The sequence below is a fragment of the Kineosporia sp. NBRC 101677 genome (genome assembly GCF_030269265.1).
GTDB lineage: Bacteria > Actinomycetota > Actinomycetes > Actinomycetales > Kineosporiaceae > Kineosporia > Kineosporia rhizophila.
Genome location: NZ_BSTA01000021.1, coordinates 1 through 18,805 on the forward strand (window position 1 = coordinate 1; position 18,805 = coordinate 18,805).

At 63.6% G+C, this 18,805-nt stretch carries 23 protein-coding genes; 16 read left to right on the forward strand and 7 right to left on the reverse strand.

Translation table 11 applies throughout. The features are described 5' to 3' along the window. The first annotated feature begins 88 nt into the window (after window positions 1-88). From QSK18_RS34415 to QSK18_RS34460, 10 genes are all read left to right on the forward strand, one after another. The gene (locus QSK18_RS34415) at window positions 89-406 is read left to right on the forward strand and encodes an integrase core domain-containing protein (protein ID WP_285628305.1); all 318 of its coding nucleotides are present in this window, start codon (window positions 89-91) and stop codon (window positions 404-406) included. 12 nt (window positions 407-418) lie between these two features. Next, window positions 419-1,573, forward strand: coding sequence for an NsdA family TPR-like regulatory protein (locus tag QSK18_RS34420; RefSeq protein WP_502894325.1), 1,155 nt, complete (start codon window positions 419-421; stop codon window positions 1,571-1,573). Between the two features lie 52 nt (window positions 1,574-1,625). Next, complete coding sequence (locus QSK18_RS34425) at window positions 1,626-2,117, forward strand: TrmO family methyltransferase domain-containing protein (protein WP_285628311.1); 492 nt, start codon at window positions 1,626-1,628, stop codon at window positions 2,115-2,117. 389 nt (window positions 2,118-2,506) lie between these two features. Further along, window positions 2,507-4,255 carry an ATP-dependent nuclease gene (locus QSK18_RS34430; protein WP_285628314.1) on the forward strand — a complete coding sequence of 583 codons (1,749 nt, stop codon included), beginning with the start codon at window positions 2,507-2,509 and terminating at the stop codon, window positions 4,253-4,255. Beyond that, window positions 4,252-5,775, forward strand: a complete 1,524-nt coding sequence (locus QSK18_RS34435) for a UvrD-helicase domain-containing protein (RefSeq protein ID WP_285628320.1) — start codon at window positions 4,252-4,254, stop codon at window positions 5,773-5,775. Before QSK18_RS34430 ends, QSK18_RS34435 begins: the two co-directional genes overlap by 4 nt. A 119-nt stretch (window positions 5,776-5,894) precedes the next feature. Further along, window positions 5,895-6,050, forward strand: a complete 156-nt coding sequence (locus QSK18_RS34440) for a hypothetical protein (RefSeq protein WP_285628323.1) — start codon at window positions 5,895-5,897, stop codon at window positions 6,048-6,050. Continuing rightward, window positions 6,047-6,256: a DUF397 domain-containing protein gene (locus QSK18_RS34445; protein ID WP_352396719.1), complete on the forward strand. Its 210-nt coding sequence runs from the start codon at window positions 6,047-6,049 to the stop codon at window positions 6,254-6,256. Before QSK18_RS34440 ends, QSK18_RS34445 begins: the two co-directional genes overlap by 4 nt. Window positions 6,257-6,325: 69 nt before the next feature. Next, window positions 6,326-7,660 carry a hypothetical protein gene (locus QSK18_RS34450; RefSeq protein ID WP_285628329.1) on the forward strand — a complete coding sequence of 445 codons (1,335 nt, stop codon included), beginning with the start codon at window positions 6,326-6,328 and terminating at the stop codon, window positions 7,658-7,660. A gap of 4 nt (window positions 7,661-7,664) precedes the next feature. Continuing rightward, complete coding sequence (locus QSK18_RS34455) at window positions 7,665-8,201, forward strand: flavoprotein (protein ID WP_285628332.1); 537 nt, start codon at window positions 7,665-7,667, stop codon at window positions 8,199-8,201. A 466-nt stretch (window positions 8,202-8,667) separates the two neighbouring features. Continuing rightward, window positions 8,668-9,234, forward strand: a complete 567-nt coding sequence (locus QSK18_RS34460; protein ID WP_285628335.1) for a GNAT family N-acetyltransferase — start codon at window positions 8,668-8,670, stop codon at window positions 9,232-9,234. A gap of 103 nt (window positions 9,235-9,337) precedes the next feature. Here the strand turns inward: QSK18_RS34460 and QSK18_RS34465 are convergent, their stop codons facing one another. From QSK18_RS34465 to QSK18_RS34485, 5 genes are all read right to left on the reverse strand, one after another. After that, window positions 9,338-9,538 (reverse strand): hypothetical protein, encoded by a 201-nt coding sequence (locus QSK18_RS34465; RefSeq protein ID WP_285628338.1) that lies wholly within the window; start codon window positions 9,536-9,538, stop codon window positions 9,338-9,340. 119 nt (window positions 9,539-9,657) lie between these two features. Then, entirely contained in the window at window positions 9,658-10,293 is a 636-nt protein-coding gene (locus tag QSK18_RS34470) for a hypothetical protein (protein WP_285628341.1), read from the reverse strand. A 575-nt stretch (window positions 10,294-10,868) separates the two neighbouring features. Further along, window positions 10,869-11,207: a hypothetical protein gene (locus QSK18_RS34475; protein ID WP_285628344.1), complete on the reverse strand. Its 339-nt coding sequence runs from the start codon at window positions 11,205-11,207 to the stop codon at window positions 10,869-10,871. A 10-nt stretch (window positions 11,208-11,217) separates the two neighbouring features. Continuing rightward, window positions 11,218-11,451 carry a DUF397 domain-containing protein gene (locus QSK18_RS34480; RefSeq protein ID WP_285628347.1) on the reverse strand — a complete coding sequence of 78 codons (234 nt, stop codon included), beginning with the start codon at window positions 11,449-11,451 and terminating at the stop codon, window positions 11,218-11,220. Window positions 11,452-12,166: 715 nt separating this feature from the next. After that, window positions 12,167-12,466: a hypothetical protein gene (locus tag QSK18_RS34485; RefSeq protein WP_285628350.1), complete on the reverse strand. Its 300-nt coding sequence runs from the start codon at window positions 12,464-12,466 to the stop codon at window positions 12,167-12,169. Window positions 12,467-12,648: 182 nt separating this feature from the next. Here QSK18_RS34485 and QSK18_RS34490 point away from each other — a divergent pair, with 182 nt between their 5' ends. From QSK18_RS34490 to QSK18_RS34515, 6 genes are all read left to right on the forward strand, one after another. Beyond that, window positions 12,649-13,467, forward strand: coding sequence for a helix-turn-helix domain-containing protein (locus tag QSK18_RS34490; protein ID WP_285628353.1), 819 nt, complete (start codon window positions 12,649-12,651; stop codon window positions 13,465-13,467). Next, complete coding sequence (locus QSK18_RS34495; RefSeq protein WP_285628356.1) at window positions 13,464-13,658, forward strand: DUF397 domain-containing protein; 195 nt, start codon at window positions 13,464-13,466, stop codon at window positions 13,656-13,658. The genes QSK18_RS34490 and QSK18_RS34495 overlap by 4 nt, the downstream gene beginning before the upstream one ends. Window positions 13,659-13,841: 183 nt before the next feature. Continuing rightward, entirely contained in the window at window positions 13,842-14,159 is a 318-nt protein-coding gene (locus QSK18_RS34500; protein WP_285628359.1) for a hypothetical protein, read from the forward strand. Window positions 14,160-14,288: 129 nt separating this feature from the next. Continuing rightward, window positions 14,289-14,615 carry a hypothetical protein gene (locus QSK18_RS34505; RefSeq protein WP_285628362.1) on the forward strand — a complete coding sequence of 109 codons (327 nt, stop codon included), beginning with the start codon at window positions 14,289-14,291 and terminating at the stop codon, window positions 14,613-14,615. Window positions 14,616-14,968: 353 nt separating this feature from the next. Beyond that, window positions 14,969-16,060 carry a hypothetical protein gene (locus QSK18_RS34510; RefSeq protein WP_285628364.1) on the forward strand — a complete coding sequence of 364 codons (1,092 nt, stop codon included), beginning with the start codon at window positions 14,969-14,971 and terminating at the stop codon, window positions 16,058-16,060. Continuing rightward, window positions 15,993-16,709, forward strand: coding sequence for a hypothetical protein (locus QSK18_RS34515; protein WP_285628367.1), 717 nt, complete (start codon window positions 15,993-15,995; stop codon window positions 16,707-16,709). The genes QSK18_RS34510 and QSK18_RS34515 overlap by 68 nt, the downstream gene beginning before the upstream one ends. Window positions 16,710-16,854: 145 nt before the next feature. Here the strand turns inward: QSK18_RS34515 and QSK18_RS34520 are convergent, their stop codons facing one another. Next, complete coding sequence (locus QSK18_RS34520) at window positions 16,855-17,433, reverse strand: hypothetical protein (RefSeq protein WP_285628370.1); 579 nt, start codon at window positions 17,431-17,433, stop codon at window positions 16,855-16,857. Between the two features lie 121 nt (window positions 17,434-17,554). After that, window positions 17,555-17,998 (reverse strand): lactococcin 972 family bacteriocin, encoded by a 444-nt coding sequence (locus QSK18_RS34525; RefSeq protein WP_285628373.1) that lies wholly within the window; start codon window positions 17,996-17,998, stop codon window positions 17,555-17,557. Window positions 17,999-18,805: the final 807 nt, after the last annotated feature.

The following is an 18,805-nucleotide window of genomic DNA, read 5'->3' on the forward strand; positions in this document are numbered from 1 at the left end:
GCGCTGAACGCGCGGCCAAGGAAGATCCTGGGCTGGAGAACCCCCGCGGAAGCGCTGAATCAGCTACTCTCGCAGACTTAACCAATGAGTGTTGCGACCACCCCTTGAGTCTGGTCAATACACGTCAGCCCAGTTTGCACGCGCAGCAAGCTATCTCGGTGTTCGTCTCTCCCATGGGCGCAAGGGCCAGTGCTGGGACAACGCCGTCGGGGAATCGTTCTTCGCGACCATCAAGACCGAACTGCTCGAGGAGGTCTCCTGGCCCGACCACGCCACCGCCGCGAAGGCGATCTTCGAATACATCGAGGGCGATTACAACACCCGCCGACGCCACTCCAGCCTCGGCTATCTCAGCCCCAACGCCTACGAACAATCCGCTATCCCGGCTGGCGCCGGGCTAGCCTGACCGACACAACCAATCTGTCCGTCAGAGCGGGTCAACCCCAACACCGCCTCCAAGCTCAACTGGACCGTTGATACGCTCACAGCACTGGCCGACCTCAGGAGAGACGACGTGGAACTGGAACGCCGCCGCGTTCTCGGGGCCGCTGCATACTCCATCGCCGCACTCGCCCTACCCGAGGACACCTGGTGGCAGCAGATGACGGCCAGGAGCCGCCGGCGTGCATCGACCGGCGCCCTCGTAGTCGGCCAGACCGACGTCGACGCAGTCCGCGAAATGATCGCCATGTTCTCCACCATCGATCAACGCCGCGGCGGAGGCCACGCCCGCAGCGCCGCCTACCGCTACCTGACCACCGACGTCGAGATGTACCTGCACGGCGCCTTCCGAAGCGACACCGTCCGCCGGGACCTATTCAGCGCAGCGGCCGAACTCGCCTACCTGGTCGGCTGGATGGCTTTCGACAGTTCCGAGCACGCCACCGCCCAGCGGTTCTTCTCCGTCGCCCTCAAACTCGCTGCAGAAGCAGACGACCCTGCCCTGGCAGGGCACATCCTTCGAGCCATGTCCCACCAAGCCGTAGACCTCGGCCATCCACCACAAGCACTCGCACTGGCCACAGCCTCCGTAGACGGCAACCGCTACACCCATGCCACCCCCCGCGAACGAGCACTCCTTGGCGTCGTCCACGCACGCGCACTCGCCGTCTCCGGCCGGGCCTCAGACGCATCTCAAGCCCTTTTACGCGCATCCGACAACCTCCGCGCCGCCCGGCCCGGAGACAACGACCCCGCCCGCGTATTCTTCTTCGGCGAAGCCAGCCTTTCCCACGAAACAGCCTGCGCACTCAGGGATATTAATGACCCTGCCAACGCGATCAAAGAGTTCAACCACAGCGTAAAGACCCGCAAGGCAACCACGTTCACCCGCACTCACGCCGTGACACTTGGCTACCTCGGCGCCCTTCACCTCCAACGGGGCGACCTTGACCAGGCTTGCAGTAGCTGGTCAGAGGCTCTCACCGCCATGGAGGGGGTTCGCTCCGGCCGCACGCGCCAAGTCGCCTCCACCATGCATAGCCTCCTCTTGCCCTTCCAGCGTCGCAACGTCCGTGTCGCTCATGAGATCACGACCCGGGCCACGACATACCTGCGCGAAAGCCCTACCTAGAATAGGACTTCCTTAAACGATCCCCCCACGGAACCCGAGGAGAGACACCGACATGAATGAGACGTTCGAGGTAATCCCCATCGCCCGCGTGATCGGTGGACGATCCGAGCCCACCGACGACTACTGGGGGGGAACAACCTCCATTATTCGTATCGACGCCGAACGCTTCCCCATCGAAGCCACCGCCGGTCTCGACTGTTTCTCCCACCTAGAAGTCATCTTTCGCTTCCACTTGACCGACCCCACGGACCTCAACCTCGGCGCACGACGGCCGCGTGACAACCCAGACTGGCCCCCCGTCGGCATCTTCGGCCACCGAAACATGCGCCGCATCAACTGGATAGGCGTCTCACGCTGCCGACTCCTCAAGGTCGACGGCCTCGACCTCCATGTCGAAGAGCTCGACGCGGTCGACGGCAGCCCCGTCCTAGACATCAAGCCCTGGTTCGCTGAGATGGGCCCCCGAGGCGAACAACACCAGGCTGCCTGGACGACGACCATGCTTCAGAAGTATTTTGCGCGTCGCAAAGGACATCCCGCATAGGTTGTTCGTCGATCACTACTGGACAGAAGATCGACACTGAAAATGCCGGGCGCACCGGAACCCAAATTTGGGCCGCCACCGCCGCTTCACCGAGCGGACGAAGCCCGGGTTGTAGCCGCGCATCCCCGGGCGATCCTGGACCACCAGTCGGCGACGACCACAACCGGGATGAACAACCGCAGCAAGCCGTACTTGCGAACTAGAGCCCCAACCCGTCCCCACCTGTAAGAGCCCAGAACCTCACTGCTATAACCGATCTACCGACCAAATAGCCCCAAGTTTGACCGAGACCGAGAAATAGGTCGTGTCCCACGGCTGCCGTCCCTTGGCTTCTGAGACCATCCATCCGGTAATAGGAGCACTTCAGACAAGGGGTACGGAGAGCAACGATGCGCATCCGACAGCTGAAGATCGAGAACTTCCGTGGAGTTCGCTCCGCCGTCTGGCAGGTCCCCGCCGAGCAGAATCTGCTCGCCCTAATCGGACCCGGCGACTCCACGAAGACCACAATCCTCGATGCAGTTCACCGTGCCCTGCATGAATCGTGGAACGTGAGCTTCCACGATTCCGACTTTCACAACGGTGACGTGTCACAGCCAATCCGGATCGAGGTGGTACTCGGCGATCTGGAGCCTGATCTGATCCGGATGGACTCCTTCGGACTCAACCTGTGCGGGCTGTCCCCAGAAGGTGAACTCTCTCATGATCCCGGGCCCCTAGATGAAGCCTGCCTCGTGGTGCGTTTGGAGGTTGAGCGCGACCTAGAGCCGGTCTGGACCCTCCACCGTCCAGAAGGCATAGGCGATCCTGTCACCTTGAAGGCGGGCCAGCGAAAGAAGTTCGGGGTGTTCCGGGTAGATGATCGAATCGATACGCACCTTCGCTGGTCCCGATCGTCGGCACTGGGACGCCTGACGGAGGAGCGCCATGGAACCAGCCAGACACTCGTAGATGCCCAACGGGCGGCACGGGCGGCGGTCGCGGCAGGCCTCAGTCCGGAGCTCTTGGAGCTGACCACGGAAGTCGGGCAGGGCCTGCGCTCGACCGGTAGTGGCGAGTTCCCCGGCCTGACTGCGGGCTTGGAGACCGACCTCAGCCATTCCCAGGGAAACCTAGCCCTGTTCGAGGCGGCAGTTCCGCTGACCCGCTTCGGGCTGGGGACTCGTCGGCTGGCAGGAGTGGCTGTGCAGCAGCTCGCCCATGCGGCCCGATCCATCATCCTGGTCGACGAGATCGAGCATGGTCTCGAACCCCATAGGCTCGTTCATCTGCTGACCCGGCTCCAGGCCTCCGGTGCTCAGGTCTTTTTCACCACTCACTCACCCACCGTCCTCACCCATCTCCAAGCCGAAAACCTCGCCTTGGTCCGTTCCAGCGCCGGCGCCACGACCGTACGTCAGCTGCGCGATCTCGAGAAAATGCAGGCCATCCTACGCTCGGTGCCGGCTGCCTTCCTGGCCCGTCACATCATCGTCGGAGAGGGAAAAACCGAGTTCGGCCTGTGCATGCAGCTGATCGATCTGTGGGATACCGAACGGGTGGCTGCCAGGCACCCTCCGAGCGCCGCTTTAGGTGTTGTCACGGTGGAAGGCGGAGGAGCCGAGGCCATTTCGCGATCGATTGGTCTGCGACGAGCTGGTTTTGACGTGACTCTCTTCGCGGACAGCGACGTTCCAACATTCAATCAGAAGGCCCAGGTACTGACCTCATTGGGCGGCAGGACTCTACTATGGGGCGACAATCAGAACGTTGAACAGGTGGTGTGCGCTGCCCTAGATGCCAAGGGACTGACAGCCCTGATCGAAGCGGCCATCGACTGCTCACAGCTGACCGGGAACGTCAAAGCGGCATTCGCACAGCGGCTTCGCGACAGCGGCGCGCCAACGGAATCCCCGCTAGACGTCGCAGCCTGGTCTCCAAGCCATTTTGACCTGATTAGAGCCCAGGCCGTCGTCTCGCACGCCGCTGGAGAAGGATCTTGGTTCAAGCGCGTAGATCGGGGGCGTGAATTGGCTCGCTTCATTCTGCTTCAGGACCCGGGCCCCGAAACAGCTCTGGCGCAGGGACTCGAGCGCTTGAAGGCCGCCGTTTACGGAACTGCGGAAGCAGACGAGACTGACCGGGACGATAGAGCGTGAGCACCACGAACCACCGCGCTGCTGACTTTATCGCGGCTCTCCCAGCCTCCATGCTTGCTCCGGCGGGAGTCGGCAAAACCCATCTCCTCACTCAGGTGATCACCTTGGTATCCGGAGGAACGGAATACATCCGTTCCGGGCAGCGGGTTCTGGTTCTCACACACACGAACGCGGGCGTTGATGTCATCCGACGCAGACTCCAGGACCTTGGCCTCCAGCAGCGGGCCCAAGTCGCCACCATCACCAGCTTCGCTTTTGAGTTAGCTCGGGCTTATCCTGGGATCGGTCAGGTCGTGGTACCGGCACTCCCGGACTGGAATGATTCACAGCGATACATCGAGGCCTCGGTCCGGGTGGCTCGTTCACCACATCTGCAGTGTGTGCTGCGGGCGACGTTCAGCCACGTTCTCGTGGACGAGTACCAGGACTGCACCCGGAGTCACCACGAGCTGATTCTTGCGCTGCAGGCCGCAGTGGACGCCTGCGGCGTCCTCGGGGACCCGATGCAGGCGATTTTCGGCTTCGCCGACCCGCTCGTCGAATGGCACGAGGTCCAGGAAGCGTTCCCATCGTTCACCCAGCAGTGTCAGCCATGGCGGTGGCGCGGTCACAACGAGGACCTGGGGACCTGGCTGCTTGACCTTCGCTCCCGGCTCGTACCGGGCGCCACCCTCGATCTGGCACGCGAGCGCCTGCCTCGGGGCGTGACACTCATACCGGATGTCAAGCCGTGGACCTTGAAGAACACAGCCCTCAGTACGGGAAGTGCCGACGAGAGTGTTCTCGTACTGACCGGCATCGCCCCGGCCATGGTCCGAACTGCTGCCGCGAAACTCGGCGGTCTGTTCTCCGCTATGGAGGAGATCCAGGGATCCTTCATGCGAGAGGCGCTAAGTGATCTGGCAGCGCGAGATCCTGCCCAGTTTGCCCACTGGCTCGCCGTGACCGCGAAAAAGTGTTTCGAAGGTTACGGCGCCCTGGACACCGGAGTGCTCACAGCACTTAACGGCGGCCGAACTGTCTCACACCTGAAACGAGAAGCCATCACTAGCAGCCTTTACGTTCTGGACGAGGTGCAACAGGAACGCACTCTCGAGTCCCTTGCGCGAGCAATGCAGGCTTTGGCTGACCTGCGGGATGCGCGCCTACACTCCCACGAAGCCTGGTACGACATCCGCAGCGCCCTGCTGGAGTCGCTAGCACCCGGGACCAGGCCCGCACCTGACGGTCCCCGTGAGGAAAGTGACCTGCACGATGCGCTCTCTCGCGTTCGCGAAGTGCGCCGGCACGTCGGCCGCAAGCAGCGTCGGCGCGTGGTCTCGCGGACGGTGTTGGTCAAAGGCCTGGAATACGATCACGTGATCATTACCGACATCAAGCAGTTGAGCGACATCTGCAACCTTTACGTGGCCCTGACAAGAGCCCGGAAGTCACTCACCATCCTTGGCCCATCTACCCTTACCCTCAAAGAGACTCCCTCAGGGCCGCGCGCCTCCACTCAACGCCGCCGTGCCTCTTAATCCCTCTGCTGAGGTGGTGAACTAGATGTTTCTGACCATGACGTTGTTGACGCCGTTTCGTAGCCGCGGGGCTAGGGAGCTGGTTCCCGGCAGCGGTGTGATCGCGACGGTAGCCATCGGTGGACACCATCACCTCCGACTTGGTCATCACCCAAAACGACCAGGTGGGCCACTACTGCCAACTCCATCGCGACCTCGCTGACGCTGCCCTGACCACTGCCGACAGCCTCGACTTCCTCGCCATCGTGGCGGAGAACCTGCACAGGACAGGATGACCATCGTGACTGATACCCCCACTTTCCTCACCTGGCGGAAATCCAGCCACAGCGGAGGCGGTGACAACTGCGTCGAGGTGTCGTTCGACCCTGAGGGCTACGTCGGGGTTCGCGACTCCAAGAACCCCAACGGCGGACACCTGACCTTCTCCGCCCACGAGTGGCAGGCGTTCCACGCCGGAGTCCGGGACGGCGAATTCTCCTGACCTGCAGATTCCTCCGTATCTGCTCCCCGAGGACTCGCCCTGGGAAGCAGAACAGCAGAAGATGGACCCATGTCCGATCGGGATGAAGAATCCGGCAGAGTGGCGAACCAGCGGCTCATCCAGGCCCGCCGACGCCTTTCCTCGCCCAGCGGTTCCGGCCAGGAAATGTCTCCTCAGGAACTTGCTGAGGCAATCAACGCTTATGTGTGGAAGCACCATAGACGTCAGGCGAACCTCGACCGGACGTACATTAACAAACTCGAAAACGGCACGCATCACTGGCCGAATCCCCAGTACCGGGAGGCATTCCGAAACGTTCTCGACGCCCCCACTGACGCGGCCCTCGGCTTCTACGCGCGGAACCGATCAGCGAAGCCCTCCAAGAAGGCCGTCCATCTGGACGCAGCCGTGACAACGCCGCCTGCCAGTGCACCCTCGCATCTACTCTCAGACCTGTTGCGTTGCAACATCGTTGCGGGTGAACCCATCGATGCGAATGCACCTGAAACGGATCATCTCCAGTTGAGGGCGCTGGTCGCGCAGAGGAACGTCGCCTATCAGGGCGCTGATTACGAACGGGCGCTGGCCCTTGTCCCCGCGGTGATGAACGCCGTTGCGAACAGGAAGAGTTCGCCATCGGTCGATCCGCGATCAGCCAGCGCCGCCGTTGCTCTGGCCCACCTGGCGCTGTCGAAATTGATGCTGAAGCTCGGTGACATTCATCTTGCCTGGATTTCCGCCGACCGCGCTCGTGCCCATGCCCGCGACGCCGAGGACCCCACACTGGAGACGGCCACACATTTCTCCATCGGCTGTGCTCTCTACGAGCTGCCCGACCGGCAGGACGAAGCTCGTCACTTGGTAGAGCGCGGTCTCGCCACCGCCAGGTCGGGCACCATCAACGATCCAGCGCGCGTCTCCGTGCTGGGGGCGCTGACGCTCCTGGCTGCTGTCCTTGCCTCCCGCCGGCAAGATCTGCCACAAGCCGAGCAGCACCTTCGGGCCGCCCGGAGTCTCGCTGATCAACTCGGCGGTGACCGCAACGAGCTGTGGACCGGGTTCGGGCCCACCAATGTCCTCATCCACCAAGTCGGCATCACCACCGTGACGGACCCCCAGCGCGCCATAGACCTGGGCGAACAGCTGGACACCTCGCGCATGCCGGTCTCGCTGGTCAGCCGCCGGACACAGGTGCACCTCGATCTCGCCACGGCCTTCAGCCAGCGACCCGAAGGCGACCCTTCGGCCCTACTGCATCTGCTCCGGGCCGAAGTGATGGCGCCCCAGCTGCTACGTGTTCATCCACCAGCCCGCTTGCTGATCAAAGACCTTCTGACCAGGGAACGACGATCGAGCACCCCAGGACTACGCGCTCTCGCAGCCCGCGCCAAGGTGGAAGTCTGAGCCGATGAGCAATCGCGTTCTCTACCTCATCGTCTGCGCTGCACCGCCAGCCCGGAACATCACCGAGCTGATCGACCTCCTCCACGCAGACAGCTGGGACGTCCATGTGATCGCGACCCCGAGCGCACTGGAGTGGATCCCCATCAGCAAGGTTGAGGCACAAACCGGTCACCCCGTCTCCCACCGACCGCGCCGTCCCGATGAAGCCCGCACCCTCCCCAAGGCCGACGCCGTCGTTGTGGCGCCAACGACGTTCAACACCATCAACCAGTGGGCCAACGGCACCAACGACACCCTGGCCCTCGGAATCCTCAACGAAGTGCTCGGGCTTCAAGTGCCTGTCATCGCAACTGTCTACGCCAAGCCCAGCCTGACATCACACCCCGCATTCGGGACACACATCGGCCTTCTCACTGGTGCCGGCGTCATCTTCACCGAAACCGAATCCTTGCGGCCGACAGACCCCAGCCACCCCTTTGAATGGCGCACCGTCACTGAACTTCTCGCATCGTTCGCCGACCCAGGGGCCAGGGAGCGCTGACCATGGCTGAACGGAGCTATGCGACCGGGAGAATGGCGAACAGGCGACTCCCCCAGGCGCGCCGATCCATAAACTCTCCCAGCGGGTCAGGGCCGGAGATGTCTCCGCAGAAAGTTGCCGAAGATATCAGTGCCTACGCGTGGAAACGTCACACCCGACTGGTGGACCTTGACCGTTCCTACATCAGCAAGCAGGAAATCGGTAAGCTTCGCTGGCCAAATACCCATTATAGCAATGCATTTCGACGCATCCTGCGGGTACCTCGAGGAGCGAAGCCAGGAATTCTGCTACGGATTCCTGCTGGTAGCAAGCAGCAAGATCAGCAACGTCGCCGAAGCGTATCCACAGGGTTAACCAAGCTGCACCCACCCCTGGTCACCACCCAAGATCCATCCCGCCCTACTCGAACGATCCAGGAACAGATCGCATCATTCACAGCCCGAACCGCTCGATCGGCTACTGGGCGATGACCGCCAAGCCTTCCGAGCACTCAGGGCTGCGCCTCGACGGCGGAAAAATAGTTCTGCGAGATCTAACGTTGCGGGATGTAGAAGACGTCTGGGCCATTGTTGGCGACGACCGCGTCACGTCCTGGCTCTCCTTCGCCTCCCGCGATCGCGCAGGGGCAGCCGCCATGGTCGCGAGCGCAGCGACGTCCGCCGACGTCCGTCCCCGGTCCGAGTACTACCTCGCCGTCACACCTCTGGATAGCGACCACGTCGTCGGCTTCGCCCGGCTCGCTCTCGGTGGAGTTCGCGCAGCCAAGCTCGGATACGCCCTGCACGCTGACCAGTGGGGCCGCGGATACGCGACGGCAGCCGCTCAAACCCTTACCCGGTATGCTTTTTCAGAACTTGACGTCCATAGAATCACAGCGGCTATCGGGCCCGAAAATCATCGGTCCATCCGACTGGTGGAGAAAGCAGGGTTCACTCTTGAGGGGACGCTGCGCGACCACGTTCACACAAACGGCGCATGGCGGGACAGCCTCTTGTACTCGCTCCTGAACGGCGAACAGCAGGGCAACCCTTAAGGCCCAAGGAACCAGCGGAGTCACTTCGCTGGCGCAGAGGCGGGCCTCGCGATGGAACGGGCTACTGCTTCCAGCTGCGAGCAGCCGTGTCTAGGAGCGTCTGTCATGACGACAGAGGTTTCCGGTCATCGCAGAACACGTTGAGGTGCTGAACGTCGCCGTGGGTCCACGCGACCACCCCGTCATAGGCCGCTTCCGGTGGACATTCTGATCCGTACTCCGGCGCCACCGCCGCCATGACCGCCGGCCTGCTCAGCACCTCCCAGTCATGCACGCGATCCTGCCACGCGTCGATAGCGCTCACGGCCCACCGCAGCGGGATGCCCACGACAGACGGTCAGCACACCCCCTGGTCGGCGCCCTACCCGGGCTGCCTACGCAACCGGTCGCATACCGCGGACGCAGCCCTGGTCGCTGGGGCGTTCATTCTCGCAAGAGACCGGCGCCCCCGGATGCGGTCTCTGGTCGAGTACGGCGGGCGAGATCTTCTAGCCAGAGAGCGTGCCGCGCCAGTTCCAGGGTGGTCACTGCTGGCAGGCCTTGGGCCAGAATCTGGGAGCGCACCCGGTTGCAGTGTTTCCAGGACCGCCTGTCCTGCTCAGACCACAAGCTCAGCCCGGTAGCGAACTTGAGCTGTTCGTGCAGGGGCAGCCGCTGGCTGACCTCCTCCCCCAGCGCCTGTGCCAGCCGCGCTCGCAGGGCTTCCAGTGCCTGCTCGAACTGCTCCAGGAACGCGGTCAACGCCGAGGAACCAGGCTCTCTCCTCCACCGTGGCGCCATCTCGTGCACCAAAGGCAGTTGTGCTCGTGCCGGATCCTCGTCATCGGAAACGGCTACCCATTCTCTCCGGCTCACCAGCAAACGGAACCTCCAAGCGTCCAACACTCTACGTGCGGCACACCACCAGGTCGTGATCGTGGCCTCGGCGCCCACCAGGGCGAGCACCAGGAGCAGATGAGCGGTGAACCAGCTGCCCACGATGATCGCTGGGATCAGCCCGACCAGGGCCACCTTCCGCGCGAGGACCACTGACATCGAGCTGGACCGGCCGCCGCTCAAGCGCTGAGCCTCACCGCTGGACCTGCTTCGGGTCGGGACTGATCCCTGACGACGCAGGCCTGCTGGTCCTGATTTCGCTGGGTGTGGGATCGGTGAATGACAATGCTCGGAATTGCCGCCTGGCGCAGGGCGAGAAACCTGGCCCGCTGCGGGGTGGTAGCTCGTTCCAGGACAGTGTCCAGGATGGCCTGACAGGTAGGCGTCTGAGTGAGAGAAGCTCCGCGGGCCTCCCAGTTGGCAACGGCGCGAGTGCTGATACCCAGATGCTCGGCGAACCCGATGACCGACATGCGCAGCGCGGTGCGGAGGGCCGCTGAGAGCTGGCCATCCCAACGCGACACCGCAACCAAATCATCAGATGTCAAGGCAATCCCGCGGGACGGGTCTGGCGCAGCAGGCGGCGAGGACGTTTCAGTGGTCACGGCTTACATCCCCTCAACGGGATCGATGGGCAACTGGGGTGCGACAGAGCGGTCTCTTGGCTGTGATCACGTAGCTGTTGCCTCTGCAAGCCAGGTCCAGACAAGCCCGGCTCTGGCCTGCGAGACCCTGGATGGAACGCGCGAACGGCGCTGTCAGAACACAGCGTCAAGGCGATCTTCCGGCCTTGCCCGCTCGACCTGCAGTAGGCTTGAAAGCTTCTGCAGTTCAGCCAACGTCAGGGTGTTGGTTCCGACATCGCCCGCGATGAGAACCGTAACCTTGCCCGTGCGAACTACCCGAAACTCGAGACGACCCCAACGGCGTCGTCTTCCTCTCCGCCAGTGTGTTCGTCGTACGAGATGCCTGGTCAGGGCAGCGGCCGAGATATCGACCAGAGGATGCCCCTGGTACAGAGCTCGCACTTCGTCTCCGAGCCGAATCAGCGTCAAGGCCTTGACTTCTCCACGGTTGGTGAGGACCTCGATGTCCATGCCCGGCCAACTATTCGTGGATCGCGATCGGGGTCATGGGCCGGTCAAACTCACCGCTGCGTGCACCTCGCAAGAGCGCGTCCCAGGCCTGTGGCAGGAACTCCAGCACCGGTCCCGCGCCTCGTGCACGGGAGTCGCGCAGCAAGACTCGTCCGTCCTCAGTGAACTTGACCTCGACCCCCTCGTCGCCTTCGCTCTCCTCGCATCTGAACCATTCACCGACTGGAGCCTGCGCCAGTTGCATCGAGTTGCCCTTCCCATTCGTTCTGATGGAGGTGGGCCGCCACCCCGGCCCCGCCGGGCGGAGGGAGCCCGGCGTGTGCAGCACGGCCTGGAGTCCGGAGCTGCAGCCGGGGCGGCGGCATGGTGTGCCCCGCCGGTGACAGGCGAACAGCCTCGTCATTGGGGCGGAGCGGTCCAACACTCAGCACCGCTCAGTTAATGCGGTTCCACTGATGCGGGATTCGCCGGATCGGTGCCGAGGGGTTAGGTGGGGAACGGCGAGGCGCACGCTGGCGGGTATCGGATCGACTTCGGGCTACGATTGCCTTGATACGGTCGGCCGGGGCGTCCCGGGTCTGCAGGGCACGCCCCATGCATGGCCATCTGGTTCGGCATTGCGGACAGACGCCCAGCACGTTCTTATGTGCTGCCATCGCCGCCTTTCCTCAAACATAGGATGTGGTGGGTTGTTGGTTCCGTCCCGGGCGAGGGCTGACAGACGCTGCCGGCCGGATTCCTGGCAGCGTCTGTCAGCATCGCCTGTGTCCCTCGCCCGGGACGGTGCCCACCTACCAGCAGCGCGGCATCCCCCGTTTGCCTGCATGCTGCACTGGTGGTGGGGTTTAGGCGCCGGAGCGGGTGGAGGGTGTCGGCGGGTGACTGTCACCCGCCCCGACGCTTCAGGGGGATCGTGCGCCGCCTGCGCCGAGCGGCGCACGATCCCGGCATGGGGTGGCTCAGCCGGGCCTGGCGGCCAGGGTTGCCAGTTCCTTTCTGATTCCGTCGCTCAGTAGGTGATCAGAAGTCTCCCGGCGTAACGTGATGCGTACTTCTCCTCTGCCGCAGTCAATCTGAGTGTCTCCCCAGGTCATGGACTGCAGGCCGGCCCTCCCGAACAGGGCGAGGTGACTGGCGAGTGATGCCGCCGGCATACAGGCGACCTCGGTGCCTGCATAGCGGAAGCGCATCATTCCTCGCCGTCGTGTGACGCGTAGGACGCCCACGTTCCCCTCCTTGTTGAGGATCTGGATTTCCATCCTCGACCTTTCGTTGCGAACCCATTTAGGTGGGGCCCGTCCGAGATGCTCGATGTGAAGCTAGATTTGACCTGCCGCTGATTCCTAGCGGTGCGACTATCATTTACACATCCGGACGGTCGGGCAACATAGCCACGGGATACGCTTTCACGGTTACGTTGGGCAGACGGGAGCGCAGCGTCATGACGGAAACAAGGGAACGCAGGCACCGGTCCAAGGAAGAAACGACGTTCGTCGGCCGCCGGATCGGCGGGCAACTCCGCCGCATGCGCGAGGCACGCGGCCTGACTCGCGAAAAAGTTGGCATCAAGGGCATCTCAATTCAGACCCTGTGGAGGCTCGAATCGGGGCAAGGGCCGTTCCGGGATCTCTACATCCGCGGTCTGTGCAGCAGGTATGGCGCCAACGATGAGCGCTTGGAGAAGCTGCTGACCATGGCCGAACGCTGGGACAACGAATCGTGGTGGGAGCCGTACGGCACGAAGTACGGAATGCTCTTCGACGTCGAGCTAGAAGCACGTCGCATCATCGTGGTGGCAGAAAGCCTCGTTCACGGGCTCCTGCAGACTCCCCGTTACCACGCAGCAGTCTGTGCGGTGATGGGCACGGACGAGCCGGTGCCGGTAGCGCTCAAGCTGCGGCAGGAGAGGCAGGCCCGCTTCTGGGCGCGCAAGCGCCCCCGCCTGACGGTCATCATGCAGGAGACTGCTCTGACACACGACTGGGGAGCCCCCCTCATCATGGATGAGCAGGTTGCCCATCTCTTAAAGATGACTCAAAATCCCGGCGTTGACATTCGCGTCATTCCGTCGACCGTGCCTCACAAGGCCATGCAGGGACCGTTCAATCTGATGGAGATCGACGAGTCGGAAACCCTGGCCTACGTCGAGCACTTGGACGGTAGTCGCTGGGTGACCAATACTGAGGCTGTCAGCACCTACCGGCAGACCGCCCGGGCGGTTCTACGGTCGTCCGTACCGCTACAAGAGAGAGCAACATGATCACGGAGTGGCAGAAGTCCAAGAAGTCCGGCGGCTCTGGCAACTGCGTTGAGCAGCGTCGCAACGGTTTGCACCGGCAGATCAGGGACAGCAAGAACCCCGAGGGCGCGATTCTGACGGTACGCGCGAGCGCGTACGCCGCGTTGATCGAGGCTGCCCAGGACGGCGAGCTTGACAACCTGGCTGATTGATCGGGATGTGGCTCACGTCGCTGTGCGACCGGGCCACTGATACGAGCCCCGGCCGGCATCGGCCGGGGCTCAGTCCTGCGTCAACGTTAATGTGTTCCTCCGACGGTACGTCACTGATCTGTTCACGCTGATCATTTGCCATTTGCTGTGCTCTCGTCAGGGCGGGCGACCACGCTGCATGACGTGGACGAGGCGCTGCGCCGACCGCAGACCTCGACGATCCCGCACCCCGATCTCAAGAAGGCGGGGATCGTCACCACGGCACGGCTGACCGAGCGGGGCCTGCAGCTGGCCCTTGACCTTGACCGGTTCATCGCCGGAGACCTGTCCGGGCTGATCGACGCCGAGACCAGCACCGACCTGGACCTGGACGCTGCGTTGCTGGTGTTCGACACCAGCGCGCTGCCGCACGAGTCTCCTGCCCTGGCGCTGGTGCTGGCCTCTTCGTTCCTGACGGCGGTGTGGGTGTACCGGCCCTGGAAGCGGCTGATCGTGCTGTAGGAGGGCTACCACACCACCCGACTGATGTACCCGGGTACGACGAGCGTGGCGACCATCCTGCGGTCCTTGGCCAAGCGTGGCCGAGGAATCGCTCTTTCGTTCGCGATGGTGATTCGTAACGTATCCGACGTGCCGGCCGACCCCGACGCGATGAGCCTGATCCGCGAGGCCGACGTCATTTACTGCTACCAGCAGTCCCGCTCCGACGACGCCGAGCAGGCCATCGCGCAGTTCCGGCCGCCCGAGCGGGTCTTCGACACCCTCGGCATGCTGTCCAAGAGATGTCACATCCTGCGGATCGGGACCGAGGCGCCCCGGCGGGTGCGGCACATCCGCGCCCGCCGGGAGGAATGGATCACCGACACCGAGGAGGCCATGACCGGCACCCGCCTGCACGACCCCACCCAGACCAGCGCCACCGGGGCGGCTGGCCTGATTGGGGAGGTCAGCGCGTGACCGCACCGGTGGTGCTCTTCGTCCTGCTCTTGCTCGTGGCGTGCCTGGCCGGGTTCCTGCAGGACACCTTCGGCAAGGGACCACGGGCCGGGTCACGCCCGGCCGACGATCCGGCCGGCGTTCGCCTCGCCGCGGCAGGTCCGGGCGGCGCTGTCGCCGGAGACGGTGCGCGCGGCCGGGTCGCAGGTGCGCCCCGGCCTGTCCCCCGATTCATAAGCTCCGTCAGCTGACCAGGCGGGAGATCCACGATGACAACCGTGTCCCCAGCATCCCAAGCTGCTCCTCGTGCGATCCGCAGTGAGGCCGTGGCCGGGTAGGAGTACGGGTACTACCTCGGGGAGCCGATTCGGCCCGTGGCCAACATGAGCTGTGGTCGCGAACGACCAGGCGCTGCGGGTGATCGGGCCAATGGGCAGCTGGGGACCTTTTGGTTACTGGCGCGCACGGTACGTCAGGCGCCGGGGGCGGTGCTGGCCACCTTCACAAAACCGGACGTCATCGAGCTGACCTACGGGGCGCGCGCCGGGCGCGGCCGGGTCGTGAGCGTGGACCCGCAAGGGGTCTGCCCGGGGCTAGAGCCGCTGCGCTGGTCGCCGGTGACCGGCGCCCACGACACCAAGGTCGCCGACCTACGCGCTAGCGCGTTCGTCGCCGGGACCTCCGCCAATGGAGGTAGGGATGATGCGGCGGTGTTCTGCCGGCGCCTGGCGAGCACGGTCCTGGCGTGCCTTCTGCACGCCGCGGCCTTGAACGGGGCCGGCCTTCGGCACGTGCTACGCCGGGCCAGCCGCCTGGACGACCCAGCGCCCCGGGCGATCCCCGAGCACCACCCCGGGGCCGGGCCCGGCTGGGCCGACCGGCTCACCGACGCCACCACCGGCGACGACCGAACCGTGGGCCATACCAGGGCGACCCTGGCCGAGGCACTGGCATGCCTCGCGCACGCCGAGGTTGTGGAGGCGATAGACGTCCAGGCGGACGGGGCCACCGACATCGAGGCGCTGATCGAGGCCGGTGGCACCCTGCACCTGCTGGGCAAGGCCTGCGCGTACGGCTCTGTCTCGCCGCTGATCACCGCGATGACCGAGGTCATTCTTGATCACGCCGAGCAGCTGGCCTTTTCGGCAGCCGTACCGGCCTGTGGATCCGCCCCTGCTGGCGGCGGCGTCGGGGATGCCGACTGGCTTCGGGACCTAGGACCTGTTTTGGAATCCGTTGGCTTCCGCACTGCATGCTTCCGGACCAGTCACCTCGAATCGGATGTCCGGGCGTGGCCAGACCCCCGGACGAGGTGTCTTCCAATCACGTTGCGCGCAGCCTTGTGCTTCACACCGAGGCGATTCGTTGCAGCGATCTGGCGATGGGAAGATCAGCATCATGAGCGACGAGGTCCAGCGCTACCCATCCGACCGGAAAGTTACCGAGATCGGGAAGGCGGTTGCTGAAGCGGCGATCGGGTCCATCCCGCTCATCGGTGGTCCACTCGCGGTGGCTCTGCAGTACGCCCTGGGATACCGGCTAGCGGACCGTCAGGAGGCCTGGCTGAACGACCTCGCGGCGAAGGTAGATCTGCTGATGCCGGGATTGGACTGGCAAGAACTGGTGGATGAGCCACCGTTCGTGGATGCCGTGGTGCAGGCGACACGCGCAGCAGCCGCAACCAGTGAGCAGGCAAAACGTCAGGCGCTGCGCAACGGCGTTCTCCACGTTGCCCTGGGCGATGCGCCGACCGTGGATGAGCAGGCACGGTTCTTCAGACTGGTCGACGAGTTCACGGTGGCGCACATGCTGCTGCTCGACTTCTTTTCCGAGCCCCGGCGCGCATTTGCCGATGCTGGCAGGGCGTGGCCGAACTTCCTCAGCTCGTCGAAGAAGGCTGTCTTCAAGGAGATGTTGAGCCCTTCGCAGGCCCGGGACGACGAGTGGCTGGATCTGATTTTCGCGGATCTTGAACGGGCACGGCTGGTGAACGCCAGTTTTTCGGCGATGTCCAGTGCTGGCGGGCTGGAGCAGAGCAACACCACGCCGTTGGGCGAACGGTTCCTGGCGTTCATCGCCGCACCCCCTGAGCCCCGTCAACAGACCGGCAGCTGAGCTAGTCTGCGCCGAGCTCGATCAGCAGCGGGTCCCGGAGCACCCGCGATGCGAGGTGAAAGTCCGCTGGTTGCAGTCCCTCGGAGATGGGTGCCGTAACCGCGTACGGTGCGGACAATAACGATCCCTGAGTGTGAACCGCAGGTCAAGCATTCATCTCTGAAGCTCTCTTACGAGTCCCGACTATCCAACGAAATGCTGCTCCCAGAACGATCAACGCCATTGTCAAGATTGCCGTCCCGCCGATCCATTCGCTGACCAATAGGAGCGCATGATCGTCAGGCGCGTCGTCCTGAAGCATCCAACCCCGAGTCTCGATGGCGCGATAGGCAATGAACGCAGGCACCGACAGCAGGGAAAGGATCCCTAGGACGCCACCCCGGTGAAAAAGCTTCACCACAAGCCCTACCGAAGCAGCCAGCAGAGACCCGAAGACAACGTAGAGCAAAGCATCCATCACCACCCCGGCGACATCAAAAACCTGGGCGCCACCGATCTCGGTCGCGTACGTCCCCCTCAGCGAATCCGAGACGTAGTACGCGATGACAGCCGGCCAGACAAAGAGCAGACCACTCTTCGTGGCCGACCGCCACGTCGGCATGGGCAGCGCTGCCAGAAGGCAGGCCGTCAGCCATGCCCAGTCATTGCCGATGACCTTGGCCGTGTACTGCGAGAAAGGCCCGAATCCATGGTTGATCGCAGAGTTCAAGGCACCGAAGGACACTCCGGCTATACTCAAGAAGATAGGGCGACTGTTCACTCGGATCTCGGTTCCAGTTTCTCTCAGGCCGGCCTGGGGTGACGACCTCACTCGCCCCAGGCCGACACTGCTTACAGCTCAGAGATTACGGGTTGCTGGTACGCCAGTATGTGTAGCAGGTGGCGGTGGTGTGCTTCGTGACGTACGCGTTCGCCCACGCGCCGGCATAGGTCCACGGCCGGTCCGTCGTGCCACCCATGGTGGCTGTGGCTCCATGAGCCACCCCATTATGGAAGTAGTAGGAGAAGCAGACCTTTGAACCATTGGTGCGTGCGGTCGCTCCGTAGTTCCAGGTACCACCGCCGACCGTCTTGACCGCTCGAGCCCCTGCCTGGGCGGTGTCGTCGATCGTCACCTCGCCGGTGCCATTGAAGGCCACCCAACCGCCGTCCTCCGTCGTACCCTGGTCCACGATCTCGATGTCACCCGTGGTGACGATCTCGACGGAATCCGCATGGGCGGTGCTCGCCCCCGCCATGAGAGACGCAGCTAAGAGCACGCCCGCCATGGCGCCGTTGCGTAGCTTCATTTGACGACCGCCGTGTTCGATGTAGTCATGACTACATACTTAGCGTTACGACAACGATGGTCAATGTCCTAGTTGTCACACTACGCACTCGCAGCGAGGTCTATTTAGACGTTATATGCACTGCATGCGCAGTTAGCCAGGATGTACAGCCGTCTCATGGGCAGCGCCAGCCCTCAGACCTCGGACAACTTCGCGTTCTGCAATCGCTGACTGCTCCAAATCCAGCTCATTGTCAAGCTGCTACGCCGTGGCCCGACGCTGGCGGTCCGTCTCACCGAGACCCCAGCGCTGCCCGCACATACGAATCAGAACCGCAACCGCCGCCGGGGCGTCGACCAGACACACATCGCCGACGCTTTCTCCCGGCGGGTCTGCAGCATCCGGCTCAATCTCTGCAAGCGGCGAGCGCCCATGGCGAAGACACGCTCGCGGGGCCAAGCCAGACGTGCTTCAAGATGGGCATGAACTGGCAACGGTGCTACCTGCAGGACTTTGCGGAACGCGAGACATCCCCAAAACGCAAGTAGGAAACAGCTCTCGTTCTCTGAGCCGCTTACCCCGGCCCGTTTGCGGGTCGGGGCGAGAAGGTGCTGTGGCAGCGCCCAACCTCTTGGGCCCCCAGACTTGTCAGGAAAGTTGCGTTGCGCGTATTAAGTCCCGTAGTTCGATCGATGTTCTTTGGGCTGCAGATTAATTCGGTCTTGGCGCGTTCGAGTGCTTGTTCGTCTTCCGGCTCCAGCGGTGGGGTGGGGCCTCGTCCCCGCCCCACCGCTGGAGCGTGCGGCTGCACTCGGCGACTGTGCTCTG

Bases quoted from the DNA above. Each gene is read 5' to 3' on its own strand.
- QSK18_RS34495 (WP_285628356.1), top strand. From the start codon at position 13,464: ATGATCACGGAGTGGCAGAAGTCCAAGAAGTCCGGCGGCTCTGGCAAC.
- QSK18_RS34460 (WP_285628335.1), top strand. From the start codon at position 8,668: ATGACCGCCAAGCCTTCCGAGCACTCAGGGCTGCGCCTCGACGGCGGA.
- QSK18_RS34485 (WP_285628350.1), bottom strand. From the start codon at position 12,466: ATGGAAATCCAGATCCTCAACAAGGAGGGGAACGTGGGCGTCCTACGC.
- QSK18_RS34455 (WP_285628332.1), top strand. From the start codon at position 7,665: ATGAGCAATCGCGTTCTCTACCTCATCGTCTGCGCTGCACCGCCAGCC.
- QSK18_RS34450 (WP_285628329.1), top strand. From the start codon at position 6,326: ATGTCCGATCGGGATGAAGAATCCGGCAGAGTGGCGAACCAGCGGCTC.
- QSK18_RS34445 (WP_352396719.1), top strand. From the start codon at position 6,047: ATGACCATCGTGACTGATACCCCCACTTTCCTCACCTGGCGGAAATCC.
- QSK18_RS34425 (WP_285628311.1), top strand. From the start codon at position 1,626: ATGAATGAGACGTTCGAGGTAATCCCCATCGCCCGCGTGATCGGTGGA.
- QSK18_RS34515 (WP_285628367.1), top strand. From the start codon at position 15,993: ATGAGCGACGAGGTCCAGCGCTACCCATCCGACCGGAAAGTTACCGAG.
- QSK18_RS34475 (WP_285628344.1), bottom strand. From the start codon at position 11,207: ATGGACATCGAGGTCCTCACCAACCGTGGAGAAGTCAAGGCCTTGACG.
- QSK18_RS34480 (WP_285628347.1), bottom strand. From the start codon at position 11,451: ATGCAACTGGCGCAGGCTCCAGTCGGTGAATGGTTCAGATGCGAGGAG.
- QSK18_RS34525 (WP_285628373.1), bottom strand. From the start codon at position 17,998: ATGAAGCTACGCAACGGCGCCATGGCGGGCGTGCTCTTAGCTGCGTCT.
- QSK18_RS34490 (WP_285628353.1), top strand. From the start codon at position 12,649: ATGACGGAAACAAGGGAACGCAGGCACCGGTCCAAGGAAGAAACGACG.
- QSK18_RS34430 (WP_285628314.1), top strand. From the start codon at position 2,507: ATGCGCATCCGACAGCTGAAGATCGAGAACTTCCGTGGAGTTCGCTCC.